Raw genomic sequence first — 14086 nt, 5'->3', positions numbered from 1 at the left:
ATGGCGCTACTCGAAATCCGAGATTTGCATCTTGGTGTCGAAGACCGCGAAATCATTCGCGGGCTGCATCTTAGCGTCCATGCCGGTGAAGTGCACGCGATCATGGGGCCGAACGGCTCCGGCAAATCGACGCTCTCGCACGTCATCGCCGGCAAGCCGGGCTATGAGATCACCGGCGGACAAATCTTGTTCAGGGGCGAGAACCTCTTGCGGATGGAGCCAAATGAACGCGCCGCCAAGGGCGTGTTCCTAGCATTCCAGTATCCAGTCGAGATCCCCGGCGTGACCACCATGAACTTCCTGCGCGCGGCACTGAACGCCCAGCGCAAGGCGCGCGACCAACAGGAATTCTCCACCCCCGAATTTCTGAAAAGAGTCCGCGAGGTGGCCGGTTCGCTCAACATTCCCCGGGACATGATCAAGCGCGGCGTCAATGTCGGCTTCTCCGGCGGCGAGAAGAAGCGCAACGAAATTTTGCAGATGGCGTTGTTCGAGCCGAGCCTGTGCATCCTTGACGAGATCGATTCCGGCCTCGATATCGACGCGCTGCGTATCGTCGCCAGTGGCATCAACGCCTTACGTTCGCCGGAACGAGCGATGATCGTGATCACTCATTATCGGCGGCTTCTCGAGCATATCGTGCCGGACATTGTGCACGTGATGTCGAAAGGGCGGGTCATGAAGAGTGGCGGCAAGGAACTCGCGCTGGAGCTCGAGGCTTGTGGCTACGCCCAATTCGAAGACGCGGCCTGACGGCTCTAGGGACTTCCCGATGAAGCAGGTTTTGGTCAAAGCCGACGCCGAACGCGCAATGGGCAATGTTTTCGCTGCGGCGCGTGGACGGCTGCCTGGTGCAGGCCCTGTCCCCCAAATACGGGCGAGAGCATTCGAGGTCTACGAGCGTACCGGCCTCCCGCATCGGCGCATGGAGGATTGGAAATACACAGATCTGCGCGCCCTGATCAGCGAGGTGCTGCCACTCGCTCCGCGGCCGGATGCGGAGGCGCTGGTGCGCGCAAAGGTCTCGGTCAAGCAAGTGGCTGCCGATCAGGCGGTCAAACTGGTTTTGGTGGATGGCATATTCGCGCCGGAGCTATCCGATCTCGGCAGGCTGGAAAACGAAGTCGTTGTGCGGTCGCTGCGAGAGGTTCTGGAGAACTCGGCTACTGGGGGCATGGCCGGTCTGGTGCTGTCGACGACGAGCGACTCGGCGATCGCGCTCAACGCCGCAATGGCGACAGATGGCTTGGTGATTACGGTCGCCGACGGCAATGCGGTGGAGCGTCCAATTCAAATCGTTCACGTCGCAACCGGACTGTCGGTGTCCACCTTTACACGTTGCTATCTGCAACTCGGTAAAGGAGCGCATGCGGCCATCGTAGAAAGTTTCGTCCCGGCTGAACGCGCGAGTGGCTATCAAGCCAACGATGCGATAATCGCCCTGGTTGGTGACGAGGCGAGCCTTTCGTATATCCGCGTGGCAGCTGCTGCCTCTGACGCCGTGAACATCTCGTCGGCGATCATCGCAGTCGGCGCCAGGGCTAAGCTCGACCTCTTCAGCATGACCTGCAGCGGCTCCATCAGCCGCTATCAGGGATTCATCACGCTGGCCGGCGAGGGAACCAAGCTCTCGGCGAATGGGGTTAATCTCATCAGGGACAAGCTCCACGCGGACACAACGGTCGTGGTCGACCACGCCATGCCACATTGCACCAGTCGGGAGAAGTTCCGCGCGGTCGTAGACGATTGCGGTCGCTCGGTGTTTCAGGGCCGAATTATCGTTCGTCCCGCCGCCCGGAAAACGGACGCCACCCTGACGACGCGAGCGTTGCTCCTATCCGACCAGGCCGAGGTCGACAACAAGCCGGAACTCGAAATCTTGGCCGACGACGTGACCTGCGGCCACGGAGCGACATCGGGTGCGCTGGACGACACTCTCGTGTTCTATCTGCGCGCCCGGGGGCTATCAGAGAAGGATGCGCAGATGTTGCTGATTAAAGCGTTCGTTGGCGAGTCGATTGAGGAGATCACTTCCGAGAATCTGCGCGATTTTGTGACGGCGCAAGCTGAACACTGGCTAAAGGCGGGGCGATGAGCGCACATACCGCCGTGAGCAATGGCATTTACGAGGTCAACCGTCTGCGTACAGACTTTCCTGCGCTCGCCATGACGGTGTACGGCAAGCCGCTTGTTTACCTCGATAACGCTGCATCCGCGCAAAAGCCCAACGCGGTGCTTGACCGTATGACGCAGGTGTACTCCAGCGAATATGCCAACGTTCATCGCGGCTTGCACTACCTCGCTAACGCGGCGACGGAGGCGTATGAAGACGCCCGTGCCAAGGTGGCGCGGTTTGTGAACGCGCATTTAAACGAAGAGATCATCTTCACCCGGAGCGCCACGGAGGCAATCAATCTGGTGGCGCAGACGTTTGGCCGTGAACGCATTAGCGCGGGTGATGAGATCGTTCTCTCGATTATGGAACACCACTCCAACATTGTGCCATGGCACCTTCTCAGGGAACGACTCGGTGCAGTGATCAAATGGGCCCCAGTGGATGATGACGGAAACTTTTTGCTCGATGATTTTGAGCGACTGCTGACCCCGCGCACCAAGATGGTTGCAATCACACAAATGTCGAACGTGCTCGGCACGGTGTTGCCGGTGAAAGACGTGGTGAGGATCGGGCATGCTCGTGGTATCCCGGTGCTGGTCGACGGCTCGCAAGGATGCGTCCATCTGAGCGCCGACGTCTGCGACATTGATTGCGATTTCTACGTCATGACGGGCCACAAGCTCTATGGTCCGACGGGGATCGGTGTGCTTTACGGCAAGTCTGAGCATCTGGCATGGATGCCGCCCTTCAATGGCGGCGGGGAGATGATCCGCGACGTCTCGCGTTCCGGCGTCATTTATGGTGATCCGCCACATCGCTTCGAAGCGGGTACGCCGCCGATCGTCGAAGCCATCGGTTTAGGGGCGGCTATCGATTACATCAACTCAATAGGCAAGGTGCAAATCCGCAGGCACGAGCGCGCACTGCTCGCTTACGCGCAGGAGAGGCTGACGGACATCAACTTCGTGCGCATGATCGGGACCCCGGCCGAGAAGGGGCCGATCATTTCCTTTGATATGAAGGGTACGCATGCCCATGATATTGCTACCGTCGTCGACCGCGCTGGTGTAGCGATGCGGGCGGGGGCCCATTGTGCGATGCCGCTGCTCAAGCGCTTCGGCGTGCTGGCGACGTGCCGTGCGTCACTCGGACTTTACAATACACGTGAAGAGATTGATGTGCTCGTGCGTGCGCTTATCAAGGCGCGGCAGCTGTTATCGTGATCGGCGAGCCTACGACGCCGGGTGGCGAGGCAGCTCGCATTGAGATCTGGAGCATGAGGTCATGCACCTCATCGTCATCGTAGCACGTAAGCACCTGTAGATCTCAGCAGGCATAGATAGCATTGGCGAGCCTGTGTAGGCCACTCGGCCTTGCAGCCGGTCTTCCTGTTCGGCCGCTTTCGGCGAGCGCCGATTGCAGAGTATTGCGATCGCGGACACGCTCGAGTATTGGGCGGGCAATTTCACCCATAACCAGCCCTTGTTCCATTTCGAACAGGGCCAAGCCAAGAGTTCTCTGCCCAAAGCGTGATGTCGGGTTCGCAACAACACCCCCTATCACCGCACGAGGCGCGCTAAGCGATTTTGATTGCTCTGTTTTTTGTGCTCACGAGATGCTGGCATGCTGGTTGCAGAAGTCTTGGCAAGAAGCCGCCCTCGCAACAGCTAACCTTTGAAGGACATCAGATGAGTCTCGCCACGACCCAGAGCATCGCAGAAATCAGGGCTCGCAACAAAGAGCTGATCGAGGAGGTGCTGAAGGTCTATCCGGAGAAAACCGCGAAACGGCGTGCCAAGCACCTCAACGTTCACCAAGCCGGCAAATCAGACTGCGGGGTGAAGTCCAACATCAAATCCATACCCGGCGTGATGACGATCAGAGGCTGCGCCTATGCAGGGTCAAAGGGGGTGGTCTGGGGACCGATCAAGGATATGGTTCATATCAGCCATGGCCCGGTCGGCTGCGGTCAGTATTCGTGGGGCTCGCGACGCAACTATTACGTTGGCACGACGGGCATCGATAGCTTCGTGACCCTGCAGTTCACCTCCGACTTCCAGGAAAAGGATATCGTATTCGGTGGCGACAAAAAGCTGGTCAAAATTCTTGACGAAATCCAGGAGCTGTTTCCACTCAACAACGGCATCACGATCCAATCGGAATGCCCGATCGGATTGATCGGTGACGACATCGAGGCCGTGTCAAGAGCGAAATCCAAGGAATATGGCGGCAAGACCATCGTGCCGGTCCGTTGTGAGGGCTTTCGGGGTGTGTCGCAGTCACTAGGCCACCACATTGCCAACGACGCGGTGCGCGATTGGATTTTCGACCAGCTCGAGCCGGATGGCAAACCAAAGTTTGAGCCGACGCCGTACGATGTTGCGATCATCGGAGACTACAATATCGGCGGCGACGCCTGGTCATCACGAATTCTGCTGGAGGAGATGGGCCTGCGGGTGATCGCGCAGTGGTCCGGCGACGGTTCTCTGGCTGAGCTCGAGGCAACCCCGAAAGCAAAGCTCAACATTCTGCATTGCTACCGTTCCATGAACTACATCTCACGCCACATGGAAGAGAAGTTCGGTATCCCTTGGTGCGAGTATAACTTCTTCGGACCTTCAAAGATCGCAGAGTCTCTGCGCAAGATTGCGGGCTATTTCGACGACAAGATTAAGGAAGGCGCCGAGCGGGTGATTGAAAAGTACCAGCCGCTGGTGAACGCTGTGATCGCAAAATATCGCCCGCGCCTGGAGGGCAAGACGGTGATGCTGTACGTCGGCGGGCTCCGTCCGCGTCATGTGATTGGTGCATACGAGGACCTCGGGATGGAAGTCATTGGCACCGGATACGAGTTCGGTCACAACGACGACTATCAGCGCACAGCTCAGCATTACGTAAAGGACAGCACGCTCATCTACGATGACGTCAATGGCTATGAGTTCGAGCGCTTCGTCGAAAAGCTCCAGCCTGACCTCGTCGGCTCGGGTATCAAGGAAAAGTACATTTTCCAAAAGATGGGTGTGCCGTTCCGGCAGATGCACTCCTGGGACTATTCGGGCCCATATCACGGCTATGACGGCTTTGCGATCTTTGCGCGCGACATGGACATGGCGATCAACTCGCCGGTCTGGAAGAAAACGAAGGCCCCCTGGAATCAAGCTTCGAGGGCGAAGCTCCTGGCTGCTGAATAAATCAACTTATCTCGCTCTTTGGGAAAGCCGGGGCGACACCAACCTCGATAGTGAAGGATTTCAACAATGGCGCAGAGTGCCGAACACGTGCTCGATCATCTCGAGCTGTTCCGCGGTCCAGAATACCAGCAGATGCTGGCTAAGAAGAAGATATTCGAGAATCCTCGCGATCCCGCCGAGGTCGAGCGTATCAAGGAATGGACAAAAACGGCCGAATATCGCGAGAAGAACTTTGCGCGGGAGGCGCTAGCGGTAAATCCGGCCAAGGCATGCCAGCCGCTTGGCGCCGTATTCGCCTCTGTTGGCTTTGAGGGCACGCTGCCCTTCGTCCACGGCTCTCAAGGTTGCGTGGCTTACTACCGCAGCCATCTGTCGCGGCACTTCAAGGAGCCTAGCTCCTGCGTCTCTTCGTCGATGACGGAAGACGCTGCCGTATTTGGCGGCCTGAACAACATGATCGACGGGCTCGCGAACAGCTACAACATGTACAAGCCCAAGATGATTGCGGTCTCGACGACCTGCATGGCCGAGGTGATCGGCGATGACCTCAACGCCTTCATCAAGACGTCGAAAGAAAAAGGCTCGGTTCCGGCAGACTTCGACGTGCCATTCGCCCACACGCCAGCGTTCGTCGGCAGCCACGTTACCGGTTATGACAATGCGCTCAAGGGCATTCTGGAGCATTTTTGGGACGGTAAGGCCGGAACAGCGCCGAAGCTGGAGCGCAAGCAGAACGGGGCGATCAACATCATTGGTGGGTTCGATGGCTATACCGTCGGAAACCTTCGCGAGATCAAGCGCATCTTGGCGTTAATGGACATCCAGCACACGATTCTAGCGGACAATTCTGACGTTTTCGATACTCCGACAGACGGCGAGTTCCGGATGTATGACGGAGGCACGACCCTGAAAGATGCGGCCAACGCGGTTCACGCCAAGGCGACAATCTCCATGCAGCAGTGGTGCACCGAAAAAACGCTGCCATTCGTGGCTGAGCATGGACAGGACGTCGTATCCTTCAACTACCCCGTGGGCTTATCGGCAACGGATGACTTTATCCTGGCGCTGTCACGCATCAGCGGCAAGGAGATTCCCGAGCAACTCGCGCGAGAACGTGGCCGCCTGGTCGACGCGATCGCTGACTCCAGCGCGCATATCCATGGCAAGAAGTTCGCGATCTATGGCGATCCGGATCTTTGCTATGGGTTGGCTGGGTTTCTGCTCGAACTCGGCGCCGAACCGACCCATGTGCTGTCCACCAACGGCAACAAGGCGTGGCACGAAAAAATGCAGGTGCTGCTTGCAAGCTCGCCATTTGGGCAGGGCTGCCAAGCCTATCCGGGCCGAGATCTCTGGCACATGCGCTCACTCCTGTTCACCGAGCCAGTCGATTTTCTGATTGGCAACACCTATGGCAAGTATCTGGAGCGCGATACTGGAACGCCACTGATCCGCATCGGCTTTCCCGTTTTTGATCGGCATCATCATCACCGCTCCCCCCTGTGGGGCTATCAGGGCGGCTTGAATGTGCTGGTGAAGATCCTGGACAAGATCTTCGATGAGATGGACAAGAAGACAAACGTTCTTGGCAAAACTGACTACAGTTTCGATATCATTCGTTGATGAGCGACCGTGCGCGTGCCATCGCCAAAGCACTTGAAATGACACAAGCACACGAGGGTTGACCACGCAATTAGTTTGCGCTGAGAGGAAAAAGGATGAATTCACTAGCGGCCACGCTCCAGAATATTTTCGACGAGCCGGGCTGCGCCAAGAACGGCAGTAAGTCGGAGGCTGAACGCAAGAACGGCTGCACCAAACAGCTGCAGCCGGGTAGCGCTGCCGGCGGCTGCGCTTTCGATGGCGCCAAGATTGCGTTGCAGCCGTTCACCGACGTCGCTCACTTGGTGCATGGTCCGATCGCGTGCGAAGGAAATTCCTGGGACAATCGCGGCGCGGCGTCGTCCGGCGCGAATCTGTGGCGCACTGCATTCACAACCGATTTGAGCGAAACCGATATTGTATTCGGAGGCGAGAAGCGGCTCTGCAAAGCGATCAAGGAGATCATCGAGAAGTGCGACCCGCCCGCCATCTTCGTCTATCAAACCTGTATTCCGGCGATGATCGGCGACGACATCAACGCAGTCTGTAAGGCAGCATCTCAAAGGTTCGCAAAGCCGGTGATCCCGATCAATTCGCCGGGCTTCGTCGGCTCGAAGAACCTCGGTAACAAGCTCGCCGGCGAGGCCTTGCTCGAGTATGTGATCGGGACGCAAGAACCGGACTATACCACGCCGTATGACATCAACCTGATCGGGGAATACAACCTTTCGGGAGAGCTCTGGCAAGTGAAGCCATTGCTAGACGAGCTTGGAGTACGGATTCTCTCCTGCATCTCCGGGGATGGCAAATATCGCGAAGTCGCGTCATCTCATCGCGCGCGGGCGGCGATGTTGGTGTGCTCAAAGTCCATGATCAACGTCGCACGCAAGATGGAGCAACGCTACGGGATCCCGTTCTTCGAGGGGTCGTTCTACGGTATTCAAGATTCGAGCGAATCGCTGCGTCAGCTTGCCCGCTTATTGGTTGAACGCGGCGCGCCGACAGATCTGCTCGGGCGCACCGAAGCAGTGATCGCGCGCGAGGAAGCGTGGGCGTGGGCTGCGATAGAGCCGTACAAGCCGCGATTCGAAGGTAAGAAGGCCTTGTTGATTACCGGCGGCGTCAAGTCGTGGTCGGTCGTTGCGGCACTCCAGGAAGCAGGGCTTGAATTAGTCGGAACCAGCGTCAAGAAATCAACCAGGAAGGACAAGGAGCGCATCAAGGAGCTCATGGGGCAGGATGCCCACATGATCGAGGACATGACGCCGCGCGAAATGTATAAGATGTTGAAGGACGCAAAAGCGGACATCATGCTATCGGGCGGCAAGTCGCAGTTCGTCGCGCTGAAAGCGGCGATGCCCTGGCTCGATATCAACCAGGAGCGTTGCCACGCCTATATGGGCTATGTCGGAATGGTCAAGCTGGTGGAGGAGATCGATAATTCGCTCTCCAGTCCGATGTGGGAGCAGCTACGTCGACCGGCACCATGGGAAGCATTGGCCAAGGCGATGGTGCAGATACAATCGCCGATGGCCGCGATCGCCCGCGATCCGGCGCTCGCCGAAACCGCGCGCCGCGCGAGGAAGATCTGCGTGTGTAACAGAGTCGATTTGGGCACGATTGAGGATGCAATCTATGCGCACGGCCTGAAGAGCGTCGCAGCGGTCAGAGAGCATACCAATGCGGTCGGTGGCTGCTGCCAAAGACGCATCGAAGATATCTTGGTGTCCGAACCATCTGCCATGCGACAGGCCGCAGAATAGCGAGGCGTCATGGCAATCGTCACGGCGCCGACAAAAGCGTGCGCTGTCAACCCGCTGAAGATGAGTCAGCCGATCGGCGGCGCATTCGCGTTCATGGGGCTGCGCGGGGCGATGCCGCTTCTGCACGGCTCCCAGGGGTGCACATCCTTCGGTCTCACGCTCTTTGTCCGGCATTTCAAAGAGGCAGTACCGCTGCAGACCACCGCGATGAGCGAGGTCGCGACCGTACTCGGCGGCTATGAGAATCTCGAGCACGCTATACTGAACATCTATAACCGAACCAAGCCAAAGATCATCGGAATCTGCTCGACCGGTATCACCGAGACCAACGGCGACGATGTGGATGCCTACCTCAAGCTAATCCGGAGCAATCATCCGCAACTCGCAAAGTTGCCACTGGTGTATGTCTCGACGCCGGATTTCAAGGGCGCGTTCCAGGACGGCTGGGAAAAGGCTGTGGCGCGCATTGTGGAGGTGCTGGTGGAAGGGCCCAACGCCAGCGGCCTGCGGGATCCATCGAAGGTGAATGTTCTGCCGGGATGTCACCTCACGCCCGGCGACCTTGATGAACTCCGTGTCATACTGGAGGATTTCGGGTTGATCCCGTCCTTCCTCCCTGATCTGGCGGGATCGCTCGATGGGCATATCCCCGATGAGTTTACGCCAACGACCATCGGCGGCATCAGCGTCGACGAAATTGCGAGCATGGGCCGCGCCGGGTGGACAATTGCGATCGGCGCGCAGATGCAGCGGGCGGCAGAGGTCATGCAGGGCAAGACCGGCGTGCCTTTTCGTGTCTTCGAGCGGTTGTGTGGCCTGTGTCCGAATGACGAATTCATGACGTTCTTGAGCGAGATCAGCGGTCGCCCCATACCGTTGAAGTATCGGCGCCAGCGCGGTCAGCTCGCCGATGCAATGCTGGACGCGCACTTCCATATTGGCGGTCGCAAAGTTGCGATCGGCGCTGAGCCAGACCTCCTGTTCGATCTATCCGGCATGCTCCACGATATGGGCGCGCAGGTGACGGCGGCCGTGACGACCACTCAGTCGGGGGTGATCGAGCGGATTAAGACCAAGGAGGTACTCATTGGCGATCTCGAGGATCTGGAAGGGCTTGCCAAAACAAAGCATTGCGACCTGCTGATCACGCACTCGCATGGCAGGCAAGCGGCTGCTCGGCTGAAAGTCCCGTTCTATCGTACGGGTTTTCCGATGTTCGACCGACTTGGTGCGGGACACCAACTATCCGTGGGCTATCGTGGTACCCGCAATCTGGTCTTCGATATCGCCAATCTCGTGATCGCGCATCGTGAGGAGAACGATCGGCCTACGCCCGACAAATGGCGAACTGCGGCCGGATCGCCGCGATGCTCGGGATATCGCAGTTCCACCGGCGCAGCTGAGAGGTCGAGTGCATGAAGGTCGCGTTTGCCACTCAGGACCTGAAACGCGTCGATGCCCATTTTGGTTGGGCAAAGAATATCGCGATCTACGATGTCACGCCTAGCGGGCACGTGTTTCTCAAAGCGGTTGAGTTTGAGGGCGATCTAAAGGAAGACGGCAACGACGACAAGTTGGCGCCCAAGATCGACGCAATCAAGGATTGCGCAATCCTTTACGTCGGCGCCATTGGCGGTGCTGGGGCTGCGCGAGTGGTCGCCAACAAGATCCATCCTATCAAGGTGAACAAGCCAGAAAGCATTCTGGTGTTGCTCGAGAAACTCGAGCGCGTACTGAAGGGCACGCCACCTCCCTGGCTACGCAAGGCTATGGCAAAAGACCGACGGCGAACCTTCGAGTTCGACGAATGAGGTGATATGACCGCTAAAATAGAGCAGCAGGGAAACGCCGCCGACGCGCCGTTCCTCGTGGAGTTGATCAAGGTTTGGCGTGCTCAGGACACCAACGGAGCCTTGGAGGCGAGGAGCGATCTCGATCTGCTCGAACTCTATATTCTGGACAAGGAGAAACGGCGCGCATTGCCGATTATCGGTGATCCTGATCCCGATCCACTGTGGCGGCTTAAGCTTTTCTTCGATGCGGTCGCGCTCTCGATCGAGAGGGAGACCGGCGCGATGACCCAGCCGATTCTGGATCTGCATCATGAAGGATTCGCCCGCATGGTGCTCATCTCAGGCCGTCTGATCGCCGTGAACAAGCAGCTGCGCGATGTGTATCGCTTCGGATTTGATAGTTTGGTGAAGCTCGCGCAGCAGGGCGACAAATGTGTCAGCGACGGAATCGGCCTGATTCGGAAATTTCCGGACGTGGCGAACTATTGGGGATATTCATGAGCGATCGTGAAACACTGAAGGCCGAACTAAGGAAAGTGTCCGCCAAGGCGATACAGGCCAAGCTGGATCTGCACGACCTTTCGGAAGAATTGCCCATCAACTGGACCTCGATCATGGTGGTCGCGCAGAAGGCGTACGATGCTTATGCCGAACTTGAGCGCGAGAGTCTCGCCTTGAAGGCGCTAGAGAATACTTAAAAGGGGCAATGCATGTCGTTCCAAACACGAGACGGACGCGACTGGACGCCACAATACTTGATCACGATCGATGCAAAGAAATGCATCGGCTGTGGCCGCTGTTTCAAGGTGTGCGGTCGAGATGTCATGACTTTGAAAGGAATCGGTGAGGGAGGCGAACTTGTCGACCTCGACGACGAGGACGATGAGATCGAAAAGAAAATTATGGTTCTGAATGATCAAGGCGCCTGCATCGGCTGCGGTGCATGCGCCAGGGTTTGCCCGGCCAACTGCCAGACGCACACTTTGGCGGTACCTGAAGCAGCGTGAGCGAACACACTCGTCCTGTTGTGGCAGGCGAGATATACGTGAGGCAAGGCGCAATTGTGATCAGGTGAACTCAGGTGAGGACGGCATGCCAGAAGGATGTCGACCAAGCATCGAATAGCAAGATCGAGCGGCGAAAGCGTAAGCATTACCGAGGCGATGGTTGGCGCCTCGGGCTATGTCATGCCGGCATAATATCCGTTGCTCACGAACCACTCGTCCCCAAGGTTCGCGTATTCGTAGGAGGCGAGCTGCGCCTCGCGCCGCACTAGGTGGATTGAAGCCTGTCATGATTGAGGCCGAGGAGTCTACTTTGAAAGGCAGTTAGCCACTACATCTGGCGATTTGATCCGAGCGGATCCTGTGCATGTCTGCTTGCGGATCAGGAGAAGCTTATGTTCCCGCCGCGCCGCCGATCGTGGACAATGGTGTCTGCCTAGATGGTCGATTCTACAGGGACGGGATGCGCCGGGAACACCTTAGTTGGTCTTTTGCACACGCCCAGCGGGGACGACATTTCGCTGCCCCACATGGGCATCGAGCGCACATCGCAAAATCAGGACGCGGAACAATTGGCACGCAGGTCTCTAATTCTCGTTGCGGGTTCATGGGTCGATGTACGTGGTCGGGCGGGGTAACCCATCTGCTAATAGGAACGTGCAAGTCATTATCATAAGCATCGGTTTCTTCGACGGATCGTAGCCGCCGATATTACGTGCGATTCCACCCACAGATCGCGGCTAGTCGCAGCTACGCGCAGACTGCGCGGGGTAGCCACGTGTAAACGCTGAGTGCTTTGGTCAGGTTGTGGTCAGCTAGGAATTCTATCCTCGCAGGCAGAGCCGCGCGTGGGCGAGCTCGATTGCGTGCAACTTTTCTCATAGGAGAGCGGTCTGATGTATGGCAGAATCGTTGGCTCATCCAGCCAGTTCACAACCGGTAATGACGATTCGTCAGAAGCGGGAGATAGTCCCCGATTTGCGGAAACAGTTGCAGGGATGGAGCCAAGTGGGTCGTCATCCGAACCAGCGGCGTCATACTCTCTCGTTTCCGAACCGCCCATTAGAGAGATCCCCGACCGCGAAACCTTCAGGAGAGGAGTCGAGAGGTTCTTGCGCAGCGATATCATGCAGATCGCCGAGAACCCACAGGAATACTCAGATTTCGTCTCCCAGAAGGCTGAGCGCGCAGCAACCGTTGCTGGAAGTTACGCCTACACCTACGACGATCCAAATAAGCCAGCACGATTTTACAGCTACCGGTTGGGCGACGAAATTGTCGGGCTATTAAGAGCAGGAGGCCCGGTTCGGATCAAAGGAGACCAATTTCAACAACAGTTTGGGCGGAACGATATCACGTCCGTGGTAGATCTTAGGGTAACTCATCCGCTTGTCGAGAACGCTGGCGACATCTTGCTACAACATCTACTGCGAGAGGACGGCGACCATCCGCTGATCATGTCGAGGCCGGCCTTACCAGGCATGGAACCCCGCCTTGCGGACATGGGTTTTGTTCACGTGGGCCGTAACCACTGGGTGCTTGATCCTCACCAAAATCCCGAAGTGTGGACGAAGAACGAGAATGACAAGTGGCAGCGTGTAGACAAGCCTACGAAGTATCTTTCCAAAGCTGGGGGCAGTGATGTCGGTCCTCAGAGAAGCTACGACTCGGATTCCTCGGACGACGGCGCTTCAATTTACCTGGAGCGCGCTCTTAGGCGAATGCCCCTCGAGTAAATTGGCTGCATAGCAGCACCGGGCCTGAAATGATGGGCTTTCGACCGTTCTATAGCGGACGCAATGGTCTTACTTCAAGGGGCGACGCTCGCAGCGTCGCCCCGGCGGCCGAAACGACCGTCTAGCCCCTCTCCGAGGCTCTTACGATGCTCGCGGGGGATAGGCGATCCGAGGGGCCCTAACGGGGTTGCCACGGCCGTGGCCATCAACGAGCAGCAACGACCAGCCACCGCATGTAGCTATCCGGCAAATCGTGCAGAATGCTTGAAGCCGAAAGCTGTAGCTGGGCGGGCTTCATGGAAGGGCAGCACGGCCCAATCGTCGAACGAACTGGCCTAATTGTGCGTTGGTAATGGGGTGAGCTGCAATAAGCTTGCGCATTGGATTACCACAGACACGATCCGCTCAGGCACTTGCACACTTCTTGCACGTTGATTGCACAACGCAATGAAAAGCGCCTTGCAATAAGCGAGTATGAATGCAGCCAAATCCCATCTATGCAATTTGCGGCTTTAACGACATTCCGAGCCGCCAAGCCATGGGATTCCATCTTATGGTCGTTGAAGATGACGGCAATCACCGGCCGTGGTCCATCATTGTGGTGCGCTGGGGCAAAAAAGTGCTTGGCTATGTCAATAAATGCCCGCACAACAGCGTCAAATTGGATTGGGAGCAGAACCAATTCCTGGATCCTTGCGGCATCCGGCTGATGTGCGGCAAGCACGGTTCGACCTTCGAACTCGGCACCGGGCGGTGCGTCGAAGGTCCATGTCAGGGTAGAGCGCTCACGCCGATCGCGTTGGCAGTTCTGGATGGTGATATCTGTGTCCTCGGCGTGCGTCTTGTCGAAGACGATGCATCGCCAAACAACTGAAGACCGC

General features: G+C 57.5%; 13 protein-coding genes. All 13 read left to right on the top strand.

The window, feature by feature from the left end; translation table 11 throughout:
* The 13 genes from sufC to I6F37_RS33775 all read left to right on the top strand — a co-directional run bounded on the left by sufC (position 1) and on the right by I6F37_RS33775 (position 14079).
* Positions 1–753 carry a Fe-S cluster assembly ATPase SufC gene (gene sufC / locus I6F37_RS33835; RefSeq protein WP_225129597.1) on the top strand — a complete coding sequence of 251 codons (753 nt, stop codon included), beginning with the start codon at positions 1–3 and terminating at the stop codon, positions 751–753.
* A 19-nt stretch (positions 754–772) separates the two neighbouring features.
* A complete protein-coding gene (gene sufD / locus I6F37_RS33830; RefSeq protein WP_225129595.1) occupies positions 773–2095 on the top strand; it encodes a Fe-S cluster assembly protein SufD in 1323 nt (440 codons plus the stop codon).
* Entirely contained in the window at positions 2092–3339 is a 1248-nt protein-coding gene (locus I6F37_RS33825) for a cysteine desulfurase (protein WP_225129593.1), read from the top strand. Before sufD ends, I6F37_RS33825 begins: the two co-directional genes overlap by 4 nt.
* A gap of 465 nt (positions 3340–3804) precedes the next feature.
* Positions 3805–5307, top strand: a complete 1503-nt coding sequence (nifD, locus tag I6F37_RS33820) for a nitrogenase molybdenum-iron protein alpha chain (RefSeq protein WP_225129591.1) — start codon at positions 3805–3807, stop codon at positions 5305–5307.
* A gap of 66 nt (positions 5308–5373) precedes the next feature.
* On the top strand, positions 5374–6930 hold the full coding sequence (gene nifK / locus I6F37_RS33815; RefSeq protein WP_225129590.1) for a nitrogenase molybdenum-iron protein subunit beta: 1557 nt from the start codon (positions 5374–5376) through the stop codon (positions 6928–6930).
* Positions 6931–7025: 95 nt separating this feature from the next.
* Positions 7026–8672, top strand: a complete 1647-nt coding sequence (gene nifE, locus I6F37_RS33810; RefSeq protein ID WP_225129588.1) for a nitrogenase iron-molybdenum cofactor biosynthesis protein NifE — start codon at positions 7026–7028, stop codon at positions 8670–8672.
* 9 nt (positions 8673–8681) lie between these two features.
* The gene (gene nifN, locus I6F37_RS33805; protein ID WP_225129586.1) at positions 8682–10091 is read left to right on the top strand and encodes a nitrogenase iron-molybdenum cofactor biosynthesis protein NifN; all 1410 of its coding nucleotides are present in this window, start codon (positions 8682–8684) and stop codon (positions 10089–10091) included.
* Positions 10088–10483: a nitrogen fixation protein NifX gene (nifX, locus tag I6F37_RS33800; protein ID WP_225129584.1), complete on the top strand. Its 396-nt coding sequence runs from the start codon at positions 10088–10090 to the stop codon at positions 10481–10483. The genes nifN and nifX overlap by 4 nt, the downstream gene beginning before the upstream one ends.
* 6 nt (positions 10484–10489) lie before the next feature.
* Positions 10490–10966: a NifX-associated nitrogen fixation protein gene (locus I6F37_RS33795; protein WP_225129582.1), complete on the top strand. Its 477-nt coding sequence runs from the start codon at positions 10490–10492 to the stop codon at positions 10964–10966.
* Complete coding sequence (locus I6F37_RS33790; RefSeq protein WP_225129580.1) at positions 10963–11163, top strand: CCE_0567 family metalloprotein; 201 nt, start codon at positions 10963–10965, stop codon at positions 11161–11163. Before I6F37_RS33795 ends, I6F37_RS33790 begins: the two co-directional genes overlap by 4 nt.
* A gap of 12 nt (positions 11164–11175) precedes the next feature.
* Positions 11176–11472 (top strand): ferredoxin III, nif-specific, encoded by a 297-nt coding sequence (fdxB, locus tag I6F37_RS33785; RefSeq protein ID WP_225129578.1) that lies wholly within the window; start codon positions 11176–11178, stop codon positions 11470–11472.
* A gap of 893 nt (positions 11473–12365) precedes the next feature.
* Complete coding sequence (locus I6F37_RS33780) at positions 12366–13205, top strand: host specificity protein (protein ID WP_225129576.1); 840 nt, start codon at positions 12366–12368, stop codon at positions 13203–13205.
* 478 nt (positions 13206–13683) lie between these two features.
* Complete coding sequence (locus I6F37_RS33775) at positions 13684–14079, top strand: Rieske 2Fe-2S domain-containing protein (protein WP_225129574.1); 396 nt, start codon at positions 13684–13686, stop codon at positions 14077–14079.
* Positions 14080–14086 lie beyond the last annotated feature (7 nt).

Source organism: Bradyrhizobium sp. NBAIM08 (assembly GCF_020193935.1).
Taxonomy (GTDB): domain Bacteria; phylum Pseudomonadota; class Alphaproteobacteria; order Rhizobiales; family Xanthobacteraceae; genus Bradyrhizobium; species Bradyrhizobium yuanmingense.
This window is presented reverse-complemented; position numbering and strand designations above follow the sequence as displayed.

Bases quoted from the DNA above. Each gene is read 5' to 3' on its own strand.
- sufC (WP_225129597.1), top strand. From the start codon at position 1: ATGGCGCTACTCGAAATCCGAGATTTGCATCTTGGTGTCGAAGACCGC.
- sufD (WP_225129595.1), top strand. From the start codon at position 773: ATGAAGCAGGTTTTGGTCAAAGCCGACGCCGAACGCGCAATGGGCAAT.
- I6F37_RS33825 (WP_225129593.1), top strand. From the start codon at position 2,092: ATGAGCGCACATACCGCCGTGAGCAATGGCATTTACGAGGTCAACCGT.
- nifD (WP_225129591.1), top strand. From the start codon at position 3,805: ATGAGTCTCGCCACGACCCAGAGCATCGCAGAAATCAGGGCTCGCAAC.
- nifK (WP_225129590.1), top strand. From the start codon at position 5,374: ATGGCGCAGAGTGCCGAACACGTGCTCGATCATCTCGAGCTGTTCCGC.
- nifE (WP_225129588.1), top strand. From the start codon at position 7,026: ATGAATTCACTAGCGGCCACGCTCCAGAATATTTTCGACGAGCCGGGC.
- nifN (WP_225129586.1), top strand. From the start codon at position 8,682: ATGGCAATCGTCACGGCGCCGACAAAAGCGTGCGCTGTCAACCCGCTG.
- nifX (WP_225129584.1), top strand. From the start codon at position 10,088: ATGAAGGTCGCGTTTGCCACTCAGGACCTGAAACGCGTCGATGCCCAT.
- I6F37_RS33795 (WP_225129582.1), top strand. From the start codon at position 10,490: ATGACCGCTAAAATAGAGCAGCAGGGAAACGCCGCCGACGCGCCGTTC.
- I6F37_RS33790 (WP_225129580.1), top strand. From the start codon at position 10,963: ATGAGCGATCGTGAAACACTGAAGGCCGAACTAAGGAAAGTGTCCGCC.
- fdxB (WP_225129578.1), top strand. From the start codon at position 11,176: ATGTCGTTCCAAACACGAGACGGACGCGACTGGACGCCACAATACTTG.
- I6F37_RS33780 (WP_225129576.1), top strand. From the start codon at position 12,366: ATGTATGGCAGAATCGTTGGCTCATCCAGCCAGTTCACAACCGGTAAT.
- I6F37_RS33775 (WP_225129574.1), top strand. From the start codon at position 13,684: ATGCAGCCAAATCCCATCTATGCAATTTGCGGCTTTAACGACATTCCG.